This is a genomic window from Pseudomonas sp. Sample_9, assembly GCF_004307535.1.
GTDB lineage: Bacteria > Pseudomonadota > Gammaproteobacteria > Pseudomonadales > Pseudomonadaceae > Aquipseudomonas > Aquipseudomonas mercuritolerans.
Genome location: NZ_RAZO01000133.1, coordinates 1 through 14,306, shown reverse-complemented (window position 1 = coordinate 14,306; position 14,306 = coordinate 1). Strand labels below are relative to the sequence as shown.

Below are 14,306 nucleotides of genomic sequence, written 5' to 3'. Positions count from 1 at the left end.
CGTCGCTGAACGCGCCAATCGAACCGAGCCGCTTCGGCGTGTTCCGGATGTGATGTTTTTTTGTGGGAGCGAGCCTGCTCGCGAATGCGCTCTGTCAGGCAGCGGATAGATCGACTGATACCCCGCTTTCGCGAGCAGGCTCGCTCCCACAAGAACCGTGGAGACGGATGAATATGAGCGACTTCAATACCCTCGAACTGCAAAACGACCCACGCGGTTTTGCGACCTTGTGGCTCAACCGCGCCGAGAAAAACAACGCCTTCAACGCCGAGATGATCCGCGAACTGATCCTCGCCCTCGACAAGGTGGCCAGCGATTCGAGCCTGCGTTTCCTGCTGCTGCGCGGGCGCGGCAAGCATTTCAGTGCCGGTGCCGACCTGGCGTGGATGCAGCAATCAGCGGAACTCGATTACCACACCAACCTTGACGATGCCCGCGAACTGGCCGAGCTGATGTACAACCTCGCCAAGCTGAAAATCCCCACTCTGGCTGTGGTTCAGGGCTCGGCGTTTGGTGGCGCGCTGGGCTTGATCAGTTGCTGTGACATGGCGATCGGCGCCGATGACGCGCAGTTCTGCCTGTCGGAAGTACGCATCGGCCTGGCACCGGCCGTGATCAGCCCGTTCGTGGTGCAGGCGATCGGCGAGCGCGCGGCGCGCCGCTATGCGCTGACTGCCGAGCGCTTCAGCGGGCAGCGGGCGCGGGAGATCGGCTTGCTCGCCGAAAGCTATCCTGCGGCTGAACTGGAGCAACAGGTTGAGCAGTGGGTCGACAATCTGCTGCTCAACAGCCCCGCCGCCATGCGCGCCAGCAAGGACTTGCTGCGTGAAGTCGGCAACGGCGCGCTGACCCCGGCCCTGCGTCGTTACACGGAAAATGCCATCGCGCGAATTCGCGTCAGCGCCGAAGGTCAGGAAGGCTTGCGCGCCTTTCTGCAAAAACGCCCGCCGAACTGGCAAGCCGCATCCACCAAGGAGTCGCGTTGATGAGCGCACCTGTGATTACCACCCTGTTGGTGGCCAACCGCGGCGAAATCGCCTGCCGCGTGATGCGCACCGCCAAGGCACTGGGCCTGACTACCGTCGCCGTGCACAGCGCCACCGACCGCGATGCGCGGCACAGCCGGGAAGCCGATATACGTGTTGATCTTGGCGGCAGCAAAGCCGCTGAGAGTTATCTGCAAATCGATAAATTGATCGCCGCCGCCAAGGCCAGCGGTGCCCAGGCGATTCATCCCGGCTACGGTTTCCTCTCGGAGAACGCTGGATTCGCCCGCGCCATCGAAGCCGCCGGGCTGATCTTCCTCGGCCCGCCCGCCGCGGCCATCGATGCGATGGGCAGCAAATCCGCCGCCAAGGCGCTGATGGAAAAGGCTGGCGTGCCACTGGTGCCGGGCTATCACGGCGAAGCGCAGGACCTCGACACCTTCCGTGAAGCCTGCGAACGCATCGGTTATCCGGTGCTGCTCAAGGCCACTGCGGGTGGTGGCGGCAAAGGCATGAAAGTCGTCGAGGATGTCAGCCAACTGGCTGAAGCCCTCGCCTCGGCGCAGCGCGAAGCGCAATCGTCGTTTGGCGACTCGCGGATGCTGGTGGAAAAGTATTTGCTCAAGCCACGTCACGTGGAAATTCAGGTGTTCGCCGATCAGCACGGCAACTGCCTGTACCTCAACGAACGCGACTGCTCGATCCAGCGTCGGCACCAGAAAGTCGTCGAAGAAGCCCCGGCGCCGGGCCTGACGCCCGAGTTGCGCCGGGCAATGGGCGAAGCGGCTGTGCGTTCGGCGCAGGCGATCGGTTATGTCGGCGCCGGCACCGTGGAGTTTTTGCTGGATGCGCGCGGCGAGTTTTTCTTCATGGAGATGAACACGCGGCTGCAAGTCGAGCACCCGGTGACCGAAGCAATCACCGGGCTCGATCTGGTCGCCTGGCAGATTCGCGTCGCCCGTGGGGAAGCGCTGCCGATCACCCAGGCGCAGGTGCCGCTCAACGGTCATGCGATTGAAGTGCGCTTGTATGCCGAAGATCCGGCGAATGATTTCCTGCCGGCCACCGGGCGTCTGGACTTGTACCGCGAATCGGCGCAGGGACCGGGGCGGCGGGTAGACAGCGGCGTTGAGGAAGGTGACGAGATCTCGCCGTTCTACGATCCGATGCTCGGCAAACTGATTGCCTGGGGTGAAGATCGCGAACAGGCGCGCTTGCGTCTGTTGAGCATGCTCGACGAGTTTGCGATTGGCGGGCTGAAGACCAACATCAATTTCCTGCGCCGGATCATCGCGCATCCGGCGTTTGCGGCGGCAGAGCTGGATACCGGGTTTATTCCGCGCTATCAGGAGCAATTGCTGCCAGCGTCAGGCACGCTGAGCGACGAGTTCTGGCAAGCGGCGGCGCAGGCGTTTGTGCAGAGTTTGCCGAAGCGTGCGCGGGCGGATGATCCCGCCTCCCCCTGGTCTTGCAGCAGTGGTTTGCGCGCAGGCTTGCTGGCGCAAATCACCGTGCATTTGAGCTGCGAGGGACAGGATCGCGCGTTGACCTTGAAAACTGCGGCCCATGCAAAACTGCTGGGCGAGGCGCTGACCATCGAGCATGACGGCGTCCGCCGCACATTGCGGGCGATTCGTCAGGGTGGCGCGTTGTATCTGGAATGGGACGGCGAATTACGGCGCATCGAAGCGTTCGATCCGATCAGTGCCGTCGAAGCCAGCCACAGCCATCAGGGCGGTCTGACCGCGCCAATGAACGGCAGCATCGTGCGCGTGCTGGTCGAAACGGGACAGTCGGTTGAGGCCGGGGCGCAACTGGTGGTGCTTGAAGCCATGAAGATGGAACACAGCATCCGCGCGCCGCACGCCGGTGTGATCAAAGCGCTGTATTGCCAGGAAGGCGATATGGTCAGCGAAGGCAGCGCTTTGGTTGAACTGAAAGAGGGATGAAATAAAAGGATCGATCCTGGCCTTGAGCGAGGATCGATCCGTTCAGTAACGCGCCGTCGCCTGAACCACCACGCCGATAATCCGGCATTCATCGGTGAGCAGGGTTTTCGGCCAGGTTGGATTGAGCGGAACCAGGTAACGCTGGCCGGCCTGTTCGTCGAGTTTGCGGAAAATCGCTTCTTCGCTGTCCGGCCACTGGGCGATCACCAGTTTGCCAGGCACTGCCTCCAACTCCGGATCGACCAGAATCAGCATGCCCTCGGCAACGCTCTGACCGCTCGGCGCGGTCATCGAATCCCCCGTCACCGTCAGCCAGAACGCCGCACCGCCGCGAGCATGGTAATCCGTGAGTTCGAAGCGCTGCTTCGCTGATGCTCCGGGATAGCTAGCCGCGGCGTCACGCACTTCGCACGGCGCACGCCAATCGCAGACCGGATAACGGAAGTACGGGTTGTACTTCTGCGCCAGCGGCATCTCGTCTTCCGGCGTCGCCTGCGGTTCGCGGATCACCAGGACGACTTCGAGGAAGTCCATTCCCAGCGCCTTGAGCACACGGTTCATTTCGGTAACACCGGGTTCGCGACGCTTGTTCAGCCAATGACCGATCCCGCCCTGGGACATGCCGACGCGCTCTCCGAGCTCTGTTTGAGTGACTTTGAGTTCACTCATCTTGGCCTTGACCAACTCAATCCATTTATCCATGTGCCGCACCTTACGCGGACGTCTTCGACCGGCAAAACACATATTGTAGTATTTAAATTCTGGTCACAAATACACGCGGTACTATCCTAGGGAAACGGACTTTCAATCGAACATGGAGTGACGTTTCATGATGAACATCAGCAGCAAAGACCTGCCCGATCTGCATATCGACACCAGCTTCACCTCGCCTCAGGGCAATGCCGCCGCACAGCGCGCTCTCGACTACTACTTGAAACCGACTGTTTCGAAATCCGAGACGGACGAACGTTTCTTCGATGTCAAAAACCATCTCAGTGGCGAGGAAGCACTGGTGCACGCCTCGGACTTGTTGCGATGTGCGGCCGCCACCGCGTTCAAGGCGGCAGAAAACCTGCAGGGCACCAGTCGCGATCTGGCCTTTTCGGTGGTGCACATGGTGGATATGGCACGGGCGATGGTCGACCATTCGATCGACAACGACGAAGTCACGGCGAACAAGGTGCGGGCGGACAGGAAAGAATTTTCCCATCGTGCAGATAAAAACGTTTGACTTGCAAATGATAATGATTATTATTGCAAGCAGCTGGTCGCGAGATCAGTCGATGGACCAGAGACCTTAGGTCGGTCTTCTGGACTATCTCCTCATCAGGCTAATCACGGTTTTTGACCCGGCTTTTTGCCGGGTCTTTTTTTGCCCGTTTTTCGGGCTTGTGTCTTCAGGCTAATGAAGTCTTTGAGTGCTGCAAATTCGATGGCGCGGATAATATCAAAAGAATATTGATTGGCAAGCCGAGCCCGGCCACATTGGGCCAAACAATGGCAATCAGCACTTGAGAATCAATCGCATAGCCTCTAAGCTGCTGGCGCGTCACGGAAGACGCCCCCCCGCTACACCCGCAATTCCCCTCGGTTTCACCCCAGCCTGCGTGTAGAGTACCGGTCATAAAAATCCTGCTCTGGAAGCGATTATGACCGTGGCCAAATCTTCGTTCGACATCAGCGCCAATTTCGACAGCGGCAATATCCAAGTCATCGACATCAGCAACCCGCTCAATCCGGTCCTGGCCATCCGCCCGGACACCCGCAGCGCTCATTTTCAGTGGTTCCACTTCAAGGCCAGCGGCCTGCATGTGCATCAGGAACACTGGTTTCGTCTGGTCAACGCCAGCCAATCGACCTACAGCAAAGGCTGGCCGGGCTATCAGGCGGTGGCATCGTATGATCACGTCAACTGGTTCCGCATCCCCACCAGCTTCGAAGGCGACAGCCTGCGCTTCTGCCTCGAAGCCGAACAGACCCACGCCTGGTTCGCCTATTTCGAACCCTACAGCCGCGGCCGCCACGACTGGTTGATCGAGCAAGCGCTGAGCAAGGCTGGCACCGAATTGCTGGCGACCGGCAAAAGTGTCGAGGGCCGCGACATTCAGCTACTGCGCAAAGGCACCGGTGCCGAAGGCCAGCGCAAGATCTGGATCATCGCCCAGCAGCATCCGGGCGAGCACATGGCGGAATGGTTCATGGAAGGCGTGATTGAGCGTCTGGAGCGCCATGACGACCCGATTCTGAATAAACTGCTGGCGAGCGCCGATCTGTATCTGGTGCCGAACATGAACCCGGATGGCGCCTTCCACGGCCACCTGCGCACCAATGCCATGGGCCAGGACTTGAACCGGGCCTGGCAGAACGCGAGCCAGGACATCAGTCCGGAAGTGCTTTTCGTCCAGCAGCAGATGGAAAAATATGGCGTCGATGCGTTTATCGACGTGCACGGCGACGAGGAAATCCCCCACGTCTTTACCGCCGGCTGTGAAGGTAATCCTGGCTTTACACCGCGCATCGAAAAGCTTGAAGAGCATTTCCGCAGCCATCTGAAGCACACCACCAAAGACTTCCAGACCACCTACGGCTACACCCGCGACGAACCGGGACAGGCCAACATGACCCTGGCCTGCAACAGCGTCGGGCAGAAATTCGACTGCCTGTCGCTGACCCTGGAGATGCCGTTCAAGGACCACGACGACCACCCGGACAAGATCACCGGCTGGTCGGGCAAACGTTCGAAGCAATTGGGCAAGGACGTGCTGACCACCCTCGCCGACATGGTCGACACCCTGCGCTGATCCCCTCCTCTGTAACGACAAAAGATCGCAGCCTGTCTGCGATCTTTTGCTTTAACGGCTCAGCCGCGATCACGCCCGCGCAACATGCTGTCGAGCACTTCGTCACGACGCACCCAGCCATGAAACAGCGCCGCCGCCAAGTGCAGCAGCACCGTCAGAAACAGCAGATAGGCCAGATAGCCGTGCGACTTGCGCAGCAACGCAAACAGTTGCGCATCGGCCGGCACAATCGACGGCAGATGCAGCGACGCCGTGAGCATCACCGGCTCGCCCGAGGCACTGATCATCGCCCAGCCAAGCAGCGGCAACACCAGCATCAACGCATACAACAAGACGTGGGAAGCCTTGGCTGCCAGCACCTGCCAGCCCGGCAGATCATCCGGCAGCGGCGGTTGGCGCGTGGTGAAGCGCACCAGCAGGCGCACGATCACCAGCGCCAGAATCGCGATGCCCAGCGGCTTGTGCAGATGAATCAGCCATTCATGGCGAGACGACACCGAAGTGACCATTCCCGCACCGATGAACAACATGGCGATGATCATCAGCGCCATCAACCAGTGCAGCAGGCGCGCCAGCAAAACGAAATGCGTCGGTTGCTTGTTCATGGACGAGCCTCCTGTTTGGCGGCGGGCAACTGGCTGACTTCGCTGGTGCGACGCAGGTAGGAATCGGCATAGCCGGCAGAACGCGCGGCCAGCAGTGGATCTTCCGAGCCTTGAATCCCGGCCGGCAGCACCAGCGGGTCGTAGTTGATGTCGCGGCATTCACCGCTGAGCTGTGGCTGGGTTTTCTCCAGCACCAACGTCCCGGCGTTCAGCACTTTGCGATTTGCGGGCCAGGTCTTGCTGGCATCGTTGACCGGGTCGTCGGCGTTGGCCAGGGTGATGTTCAACTGGAAGCGCAATGGTGCGGCGGCCAGGCGTTGCACCAGATCCTTCTCGAGAAAGTCCGCGCCTTCAGGGGCCGTGGCACCTGTTGCGTCCTGCGCCAACGGGGTCATGCTCCAGCGCACGGCCTGCTTTTTACCGTTGCCATCGACCAGATAGAACGCATTGATGCTGTTATAGGTTTCGGTCGCGTAGCTGGCCGAAGGCTTGGCGGTCTTTACCCACGTCAAGAACGGCACGGCTTCCGGGTGTGCAGCGAAGAACGCCGGCACCTTCGTCGGGTCGGGCTTGCCAGTGGCTGGATCCGGCGACTGCGCCTGCTGCAATTGGTAGAACGCTTCAGGCGTGCCCACCGGAAACACCGGCATGCTGTTCATGCCGGTGCGCCATTGCTGACCGTTCGCCTGGGTGAAGCGCAGCGCCAGACTGCGGATTGGCACGGCGCTGTCCGGCGCATAGGGATTGCCGGCCGGCAAGGCGAAACGCCCCACCACCGGCGTCTGCGGCAGGTTGAACACTTGCGCGGTGGAGAACGCGCGCGCCTCGCCGCTGCTTTCGAAATGGCCGATCACGCACACGCCCTTGGCGTGATTGCGACGAAAGCCGGGATGCACGCCGTTGTTTTTCTCCAGCACATCGACCAGCGCTTTTGGCGTCAGTCGTTGGGGGTCAAGGTTGCCATGCACGTAGGCAAACGCTCCGGCCACGGCGGCGACGATTACGCCAATGGCGCCCAGACGCAAGACCAGACTCGCGGCGCTCAGTGGCTGGCGCGGCGGCCTGCCGGGCGGTGCAGCGTTGGGGGACGAGCGATCAACCATGAATATCTCCAGGCCATCGGCCACAAGTGGAAAGAGTCAGCAAGACGCACCCCGTCCGGGTTTATTCCACGGCGCGGTATTTATTTTTGCGCACGGGGAATAACCTGCGCTGACGGGCGTCTTCCTAGTCCACAGCGTAGCGACCAGCAGAAATTCATGAGCGAATTCGACGAACAGTTGAGAGAAATCATTCCCAGATTGCGCCGTTTTGCCGTGTCGCTGACGCGCAACAGCAGCAGCGCCGATGATCTGGTCCAGGCCAGCCTCGAGCGGGCGCTGTCGGCGTGGGGCGAGAAACGCGCCGAGGGCGACTTGCGCGCCTGGCTGTTCGCAATTCTCTATCGGCAATTTCTCGATGCGCACCGTCGTTCGCGGCGCTATGCGCGGATGCTGGAATTTTTCACCGGTCGCGACGATGCCGAACCCTCGGTGGAACGCACCGTGATTGCCCAGTCGACCCTGCAAGCCTTCGAACGCCTGCCCACCGAACAGCGCGCTCTGCTGCTGATGGTCTCGGTGGAAGGCCTGTCCTATAAAGAGGTCGCCGAGATCCTCGGCGCCCCGATCGGCACCGTGATGTCGCGCCTGTCCCGCGCCCGCCAGGCCTTGCGCCAACTCAGCGACGGCGAAATCAGCAGCCCTTCCTTGCGGATACTCAAATGATCAGCCTGCCTCCCAGCGAACGTGATTTGCACGCCTACGTCGACCACCAGCTCAGCGACGCCGATCGGCGCGTGCTCGAGACCTGGCTGGCCAGCCACCCCGAAGAAGCGGCGCAGGTGCGCGCCTGGCAACGCGATGCTCAACAGTTGCGCGCAGCGCTGAGTGGCGCGTTGCAGCAACCGGCCAATCCGGCGCTCGACCCGATGATGATTCGCCAGCGCCGCCGCCAGCAGTCCCGTCGCCACCTGGCCAGCGCGGCGGTGTTGCTGATTGCCGTGAGCATTGGCGGTTTCAGTGGCTGGCAGGCGCGGGAAATGACCCTGGCGCGCCCTGCGCAACTGCCGATGACTGACGCGTTGCAAGCCTATCGCCTGATCGCCCAGCAAGGCGTACTGCCCGCCGATTACAAGGTCGACAGCGACGGCGACATGCAGCGTTGGCTCGACCGCTACTTCAGCGGTGCCGGGCGCTTGCCGGACTTGAAAGCAGCCGGATTCGAGCCGGTCAGCGGGCGCTTGCTCAGCACCGATGAAGGCGCGGCGGCGATGGTGATGTATGAGGATGGCAGCGGTCACAAGGTCAGTTTCTACCTGCGTCCGCCAGGGCCGAAAAACACCCTGCTGCCGCGTGGCTCGCGCAGCGATGGCGATCTGCAGGCCGATTACTGGTCAGGGCCGGGCTACAACTATGCGGTGGTCAGCCCGACCGACTCGCCGGCGGCAGAGTTGCTCAAGCAATCGCCACCGTTCTGAAATCCGCCTCTGGTAGGAGCTGACGAGTGCAACGAGGCTGCGATCTTTTGATCTTGGGTTGCCGCCAAAAGATCGCAGCCTCGTTGCACTCGTCAGTTCCTACAGGGGGACCGTGCACATATTTCATGGAGCCAGCCCCTGAGCTCTGGTTACACTTGGGCCACCGCTCCCGGTGGAGTCGGTCCAATCAACCAGGAGCCTGTCCCGCGTGCCCGCCCGACCGCCGAAACGATCACGACTGAGCCAACGCTGGCCGTTGCTGCGCCGCCTGTTCGGCAAAGGCCTTCCCGCCAGCGCCGGGCACGATGCTCATGCCGCGAGCATCCGCGATTACTTCCGCGACAAGGCCCACAGTCAGGGTTACACCCTCAGCCGCAGTCAGCAGCAAGTCATCGACTGCATGGCGCAGCAAGCCAGCGTGCTGCTCGGCGACAGCGGCCACACCCCGCCGAGCCTGTATCTTTACGGCGCCGTCGGGCGCGGTAAGAGCTGGTTGCTCGACGGTTTCTTCCAGGCACTGCCGATCACGCGCAAACGCCGCCTGCATTTCCATCAGTTCTTCGCTCGGTTGCACGACGGCATGTTCCGTCATCGCCAGGAGGAAGACGCGCTGGAAATCACCTTGGACGAACTGCTGGAAGATTGCCAGGTGCTATGTTTCGACGAATTTCACGTGCATGACATCGGCGACGCGATGCTGATCACGCGACTGTTCAAGGCCCTGTTCAAACGGCAGATCATGCTGCTGGTGACCTCCAACTATGCACCCGAGGGCCTGCTGCCCAATCCGCTGTATCACGCGCGCTTCAAACCGGTGATCGAGCTGATCAACACGCGCATGCAAGTGATGGAAGTCGGCGGCGCCCACGACTACCGCACACTCAACCGCCAGCACACGCATCAAGTGTTTACCCAAGGACATTACGTCTGGCCGGCGACGGCAGCTCAACGTCAGACTCTGGACCTGCCACCAGCCGACGCGCCTGCCCTGGCCCTCGAAGTTGGCAAGCGCCAGCTTCAGGCCCGTTTTTGCCAAGGCCGGCGAGTCGCGTTCACCTTCAACGATCTGTGTGAACAGCCAACAGCAGTGATGGATTATCTGCAACTGTGCCAGCGTTTCGACCAGTGGATCATCGATGACCTGCCGCAGCTCGGCGAGTGTCCGATCGCCGTGCAGCAGCGCTTCATCAATCTGATCGACGTGCTCTACGATCAGGACAAACACCTGACCCTGCTCGGCCAGTTGCCGCTGGGTCAGAGCCTGGAAGGTCACGCCATTGACCTGGCGCGCACGCGCAGCCGGTTGGGGCAATTGCAGGAAATCCACGAACCCAACTGACTCCCTACCCTTTGAGAGCGAGCCCTGTGGGAGCGAGCCTGCTCGCGAAAGCGGTATGTCAGTCAGAATTCATTTAACTGATACACCGCTTTCGCGAGCAGGCTCGCTCCCACAAGGTCCCGGGACAACTCAAAATCCGTTCAGCATCCGCTTTACCGCTATCATGTCGCCCATTCCAGCGCCCCCCGCGTCGCTCCACCGATCAATAGCGAAACCAGACATGCACACCCTTGCTCAACTGCGCGCCGGCGAGCTGTCAGGCATTACCCGCCTCGACCTGTCTTGCGGGCTGACTGAATTCCCCCGCGAAGTTTTCCAACTGGCCGACACGCTGGAAGTGCTCAACCTCAGCGGCAACGCGTTATCCAGCCTGCCCGCTGACCTGCATCGCCTGACCCGCCTGCGCGTGCTGTTCTGCTCCGACAACCAGTTCAGCGAACTGCCGGCGTGCCTCGGCCAGTGCACCGCGCTGACCATGGTCGGCTTCAAGGCCAACCGCATCGTCACTGTGCCCGGTGCCGCCCTGCCGCCGCAGCTGCGCTGGCTGATCCTCACCGATAACCGCATCGAAAGCCTGCCCAGCGAACTCGGTGAACGCCCCGCTTTGCAGAAGCTCATGCTCGCCGGCAATCGCCTGCAAACGCTGCCAGACTCCCTGCGTCACTGCCATCGGCTGGAATTGCTCCGCATCGCTGCCAATCAACTCAGCGAACTGCCGCAGTGGTTGCTGACCTTGCCGAGCCTGACCTGGCTGGCCTACGCCGGCAATCCGCTGGAGACCGAAGCCGATGCCGCTGCACTTGAGGCCACGCCGCTGATCGACTGGTCGGCGCTACGCCTTGAACAGCAACTGGGCGAAGGCGCTTCCGGGGTGATTTCCCGGGCAGTCTGGCAGCGCGACGACGGCACGGCGCAGGTGGTTGCGGTGAAGCTGTACAAAGGCGAGATGACCAGCGACGGCTCGCCGTTGCATGAGATGAACGCCTGCATCACCGCAGGCTTGCACCCGAACCTGATCCGCGTCGAAGGGCGCATCAGCGGCCATCCCGATCAACAGCAGGGGCTGGTGATGCAACTGATTGATCCGAGCTTCGGCAATCTCGCCGGTTTGCCCAGCCTGGCCTCGTGCTCGCGGGATGTTTATGCCGAAGATTGCCAGTTCTCCGCGGACGTTGCCCTGCGCGTCGCCAAAGGCATCGCCTCAGCGGCCGAGCACCTGCACCGCCAAGGCATCACCCACGGCGATCTGTATGGCCACAACATTCTGTTGAACGATCGTGGCGATTGTCTGCTCGGGGATTTCGGCGCGGCGTCGTTTCATGCCACCGGCGATGATGTGCAGACGTGCGCATTGCAGCGCCTGGAGGTCCGTGCGTTCGGTGTGTTGTTGGGGGAATTGCTGGAGCGTGTCGACTCAGGATTGAGTACGGAGCGGCGCGCGCAACTGCAGGCGCTGGAACGACGTTGCTGTCAGGCCGATGTGCTGGGGCGGCCGGGGTTCAGTGAAGTGATCGAGGTGCTGGAGAATCTTTGACCGCAGCGCAGTCATTCGCGAGCAGGCTCGCTCCCACAATGGAATGTATTTCAAATGTGGGAGCGAGCCTGCTCGCGAAGAGGTCATTACTGGCGCGACAGATCAGCCAGCCAGACCAACAAACATGTCCTGCACGTCATCATGGTTGTCGAGGCCTTCAAGAAACGCTTCGACTTCAGCCATCTGCTCGTCGCTCAAACCGCTGACCGGGTTCTTCGGCTGGTAGCCGAGCTTGGCTGAGAGCACGGTGAAGCCTTGCTCTGGCAGCGCTTTCTGCACAGCGTCGAGGTCGGTCGGGTCGGTGAGGAACAACGTCGCGCCCTCTTCACCCGGCTCGAAATCCTGGGCACCGGCTTCGATCGCAGCCATTTCCGGATCGGCATCCGGGCTGTCCGGTGCGGCTTCGATCATGCCGACGTGGTTGAACATCCACGCCACCGAACCGGAAGCGCCCAACTGGCCCTTGCGGAACGCCACGCGAATTTCCGCGACAGTGCGGTTGATATTGTCGGTGACGCACTCGACGATCAGCGGCACCTGATGCGGCGCGAAGCCTTCGTAGGTCACGCGATGGTATTGCACGGTTTCACCCAGCAGACCAGCGCCTTTCTTGATCGCGCGATCGAGGGTTTCCTTTGGCATCGAGGCTTTCTTCGCCTGTTCGACCACCAGACGCAGGTGTGCGTTGGTGGCGGTATCGGCACCGTTGCGCGCAGCAATGGTGATTTCCTTCACCAGTTTGCCGAAGATCTTCCCTTTGGCGTTGGCTGCCGCTTCTTTGTGTTTAACCTTCCACTGTGCGCCCATTACTCACTCTCTTGATCTGTGGCGCCGAGACATCTATTGGCCGACGCGTGGCGGCAAGTTTATACGGCCTAAAGTCGGCAATCGACCAAAAAAATCGCCGGCGGAATCGACATCTTCACCAAAGCATGTAGGGGAATTCTGAAAAGCACCTTTGACATGACCATTCAGCCCGACGGTTTCGTACCCTTGAAACCCCGTATCGCCTGACAGGGCCTGCTCGAATGCTCAATGACAAGGAAAGTCCGTTCACCCTTACGCTGACCGACAGTGGATTGCGCCTGCCGGTGGTGCGTTTTCGCGGCGAGGAAGCGCTCAACCAGCCCTACCGTTTCGACATCGAAGTACTCGGCCTCGCCCCGGCCATCGTCCCGGGCGCCTTTTTGCAACGGCCGGCGTTTTTGCGGCTGAGTGAGCAGCACGGTTTCCATGGGGTCATTTCCAGCGCCAGCTGCGAACACCGCGGCACCCATCGGGTCGGCTATCGACTGATTCTGGTGCCGCATCTGCAACAACTGGCGCAAACGCATAACCGACGCGTGTTTACCCATCTGAGTACGCCGCAGATCATTCAACAACTGCTCGAAGAACATGCCCTGCCGGCACATAGCTATCGCATCGAAATGAGCGTCGGTCACTACCCGGCAAGGGCGTTTTGCGTTCAGTACGAAGAAAGCGATCTGGCCCTGCTGCAGCGGCTTTGCGAAGAAGAAGGCATCCACTATCACTTCGAACACGGGCCGGACGGACATGTCGCAGTGTTCGCCGACGACAGCCTGAGCCTGCCGCAGGAACCGGTCGAAATACCTTTCAACGCCGATGCGCAACCGCCATCGCCCTGCGTCAGCACTCTGTATCAACAGCATCGCGCGGCGCCGGTGCCGGTGCTGCATGTAGTGCGCAATCGCGGTCAGCCGACCGCCAGTATCGACGCAGCCAACGAAGTCTCGACAGAGCCGGCGATGCCAGCGCGATCACCGGAGCGCCTGTACGCCGAGCAACGCAGCCGGCGGCATTTGCAACGCCAACGCTGCCAACTGCGCACCATCCACGGGCGCAGTGATTGCAGCGATTTGCTCAGCGGCCGATTGCTGCTTGTGGCAGAGCATCCGATCCATCATTTCAACGAACAATGGTTGATCAGCGCCGTGCGCCACCACGGTCAGCACCCTTCGATCCTTGATCCGACGCCAACCGTACACCGTTATCACAACGACTTCATCGCGCTACCGTGGTCGACCGACTTCCGTCCGCCACTCAAACAATCACGTCCGAATATCGCCGGCTACCACCTTGCGCAAGTGGCGGGTGCGCCCGGGCAACCCGCGCAACTGGACGAAAACGGCTGCCTCGCTGTGAGCTTGTGGCCTGCTGAGGGTAAATCCGACAGCGGCGCCTTGTGGCTGCCGATTGCCATGAGTCGAATCAACGGCGCCGTCGCCGTCGACCAATTGCCACGGGCCGGCAGCGAAGTGTGGGTGAGTTTCCTCGACAGCGATCCGGACCGACCGATTCTGTGCCTCGGCCACGCGCACCAGCCACCGGAGCGCGAATCAGAGCCCGTGCGCGACAGCCTGTTGCTCGACTGGCTGATCAACCGCGCCGAGCACTAGTCGCCGGCTCAGCCTTTGTCGGCCTTGCCCGCCGCCGCCGCGAATCTGGCCAGGCGCACGTCCAGATGTCTGGGTCGGCGTCCGTGATCTTCGGCGCGCTCTTTGCGGCGGATGGCGTTGCGCACCATCAGCGAGCCGAGGTAGCGAATCGGTTCTG

General features: G+C 61.3%; 13 protein-coding genes and 1 pseudogene. 9 read left to right on the top strand and 5 right to left on the bottom strand.

Features of this window, described 5'->3' with window-relative positions; all coding sequences use genetic code 11:
• The first annotated feature begins 173 nt into the window (after positions 1-173).
• Both D6877_RS06990 and D6877_RS06985 read left to right on the top strand, forming a co-directional pair.
• On the top strand, positions 174-986 hold the full coding sequence (locus tag D6877_RS06990; RefSeq protein ID WP_130910312.1) for a gamma-carboxygeranoyl-CoA hydratase: 813 nt from the start codon (positions 174-176) through the stop codon (positions 984-986).
• Positions 986-2,935, top strand: coding sequence for an acetyl/propionyl/methylcrotonyl-CoA carboxylase subunit alpha (locus D6877_RS06985; protein ID WP_130910311.1), 1,950 nt, complete (start codon positions 986-988; stop codon positions 2,933-2,935). Before D6877_RS06990 ends, D6877_RS06985 begins: the two co-directional genes overlap by 1 nt.
• Positions 2,936-2,977: 42 nt before the next feature.
• Here D6877_RS06985 and D6877_RS06980 read toward each other — a convergent pair whose 3' ends face one another.
• Positions 2,978-3,637: a S24 family peptidase gene (locus D6877_RS06980; RefSeq protein WP_130910310.1), complete on the bottom strand. Its 660-nt coding sequence runs from the start codon at positions 3,635-3,637 to the stop codon at positions 2,978-2,980.
• Positions 3,638-3,767: 130 nt separating this feature from the next.
• Here D6877_RS06980 and D6877_RS06975 point away from each other — a divergent pair, with 130 nt between their 5' ends.
• Both D6877_RS06975 and D6877_RS06970 read left to right on the top strand, forming a co-directional pair.
• The gene (locus D6877_RS06975; protein ID WP_130910313.1) at positions 3,768-4,166 is read left to right on the top strand and encodes a DUF3077 domain-containing protein; all 399 of its coding nucleotides are present in this window, start codon (positions 3,768-3,770) and stop codon (positions 4,164-4,166) included.
• Positions 4,167-4,584: 418 nt separating this feature from the next.
• Positions 4,585-5,736 carry a M14-type cytosolic carboxypeptidase gene (locus D6877_RS06970; RefSeq protein ID WP_130910309.1) on the top strand — a complete coding sequence of 384 codons (1,152 nt, stop codon included), beginning with the start codon at positions 4,585-4,587 and terminating at the stop codon, positions 5,734-5,736.
• A 59-nt stretch (positions 5,737-5,795) separates the two neighbouring features.
• Here the strand turns inward: D6877_RS06970 and D6877_RS06965 are convergent, their stop codons facing one another.
• On the bottom strand, positions 5,796-6,341 hold the full coding sequence (locus D6877_RS06965) for a cytochrome b (protein WP_016775318.1): 546 nt from the start codon (positions 6,339-6,341) through the stop codon (positions 5,796-5,798).
• Entirely contained in the window at positions 6,338-7,444 is a 1,107-nt protein-coding gene (locus D6877_RS06960) for a catalase family peroxidase (RefSeq protein ID WP_130910308.1), read from the bottom strand. Before D6877_RS06960 ends, D6877_RS06965 begins: the two co-directional genes overlap by 4 nt.
• A 156-nt stretch (positions 7,445-7,600) precedes the next feature.
• Here D6877_RS06960 and D6877_RS06955 point away from each other — a divergent pair, with 156 nt between their 5' ends.
• From D6877_RS06955 to D6877_RS06940, 4 genes are all read left to right on the top strand, one after another.
• Positions 7,601-8,107 (top strand): sigma-70 family RNA polymerase sigma factor, encoded by a 507-nt coding sequence (locus D6877_RS06955; RefSeq protein ID WP_016775320.1) that lies wholly within the window; start codon positions 7,601-7,603, stop codon positions 8,105-8,107.
• On the top strand, positions 8,104-8,859 hold the full coding sequence (locus D6877_RS06950) for an anti-sigma factor (protein ID WP_110600761.1): 756 nt from the start codon (positions 8,104-8,106) through the stop codon (positions 8,857-8,859). The genes D6877_RS06955 and D6877_RS06950 overlap by 4 nt, the downstream gene beginning before the upstream one ends.
• Positions 8,860-9,067: 208 nt before the next feature.
• The gene (zapE, locus tag D6877_RS06945) at positions 9,068-10,198 is read left to right on the top strand and encodes a cell division protein ZapE (RefSeq protein WP_130910307.1); all 1,131 of its coding nucleotides are present in this window, start codon (positions 9,068-9,070) and stop codon (positions 10,196-10,198) included.
• Positions 10,199-10,418: 220 nt separating this feature from the next.
• A complete protein-coding gene (locus tag D6877_RS06940) occupies positions 10,419-11,732 on the top strand; it encodes a protein kinase (protein WP_130910306.1) in 1,314 nt (437 codons plus the stop codon).
• A 102-nt stretch (positions 11,733-11,834) separates the two neighbouring features.
• Here the strand turns inward: D6877_RS06940 and D6877_RS06935 are convergent, their stop codons facing one another.
• Positions 11,835-12,539, bottom strand: coding sequence for a YebC/PmpR family DNA-binding transcriptional regulator (locus D6877_RS06935; protein ID WP_016775324.1), 705 nt, complete (start codon positions 12,537-12,539; stop codon positions 11,835-11,837).
• Between the two features lie 221 nt (positions 12,540-12,760).
• Here D6877_RS06935 and tssI point away from each other — a divergent pair, with 221 nt between their 5' ends.
• On the top strand, positions 12,761-14,149 hold the full coding sequence (tssI, locus tag D6877_RS06930; protein WP_130910305.1) for a type VI secretion system tip protein TssI/VgrG: 1,389 nt from the start codon (positions 12,761-12,763) through the stop codon (positions 14,147-14,149).
• A gap of 8 nt (positions 14,150-14,157) precedes the next feature.
• Here tssI and D6877_RS06925 read toward each other — a convergent pair.
• A pseudogene (locus D6877_RS06925) lies at positions 14,158-14,306 on the bottom strand (FAD-dependent oxidoreductase); the annotation flags it as partial.

What these genes read in the sequence shown, in the direction of transcription:
- D6877_RS06990 (WP_130910312.1), top strand. Translation starts at nt 174, where the DNA reads ATGAGCGACTTCAATACCCTCGAACTGCAAAACGACCCACGCGGTTTT.
- D6877_RS06985 (WP_130910311.1), top strand. Translation starts at nt 986, where the DNA reads ATGAGCGCACCTGTGATTACCACCCTGTTGGTGGCCAACCGCGGCGAA.
- D6877_RS06980 (WP_130910310.1), bottom strand. Translation starts at nt 3,637, where the DNA reads ATGGATAAATGGATTGAGTTGGTCAAGGCCAAGATGAGTGAACTCAAA.
- D6877_RS06975 (WP_130910313.1), top strand. Translation starts at nt 3,768, where the DNA reads ATGAACATCAGCAGCAAAGACCTGCCCGATCTGCATATCGACACCAGC.
- D6877_RS06970 (WP_130910309.1), top strand. Translation starts at nt 4,585, where the DNA reads ATGACCGTGGCCAAATCTTCGTTCGACATCAGCGCCAATTTCGACAGC.
- D6877_RS06965 (WP_016775318.1), bottom strand. Translation starts at nt 6,341, where the DNA reads ATGAACAAGCAACCGACGCATTTCGTTTTGCTGGCGCGCCTGCTGCAC.
- D6877_RS06960 (WP_130910308.1), bottom strand. Translation starts at nt 7,444, where the DNA reads ATGGTTGATCGCTCGTCCCCCAACGCTGCACCGCCCGGCAGGCCGCCG.
- D6877_RS06955 (WP_016775320.1), top strand. Translation starts at nt 7,601, where the DNA reads ATGAGCGAATTCGACGAACAGTTGAGAGAAATCATTCCCAGATTGCGC.
- D6877_RS06950 (WP_110600761.1), top strand. Translation starts at nt 8,104, where the DNA reads ATGATCAGCCTGCCTCCCAGCGAACGTGATTTGCACGCCTACGTCGAC.
- D6877_RS06940 (WP_130910306.1), top strand. Translation starts at nt 10,419, where the DNA reads ATGCACACCCTTGCTCAACTGCGCGCCGGCGAGCTGTCAGGCATTACC.
- D6877_RS06935 (WP_016775324.1), bottom strand. Translation starts at nt 12,539, where the DNA reads ATGGGCGCACAGTGGAAGGTTAAACACAAAGAAGCGGCAGCCAACGCC.
- tssI (WP_130910305.1), top strand. Translation starts at nt 12,761, where the DNA reads ATGCTCAATGACAAGGAAAGTCCGTTCACCCTTACGCTGACCGACAGT.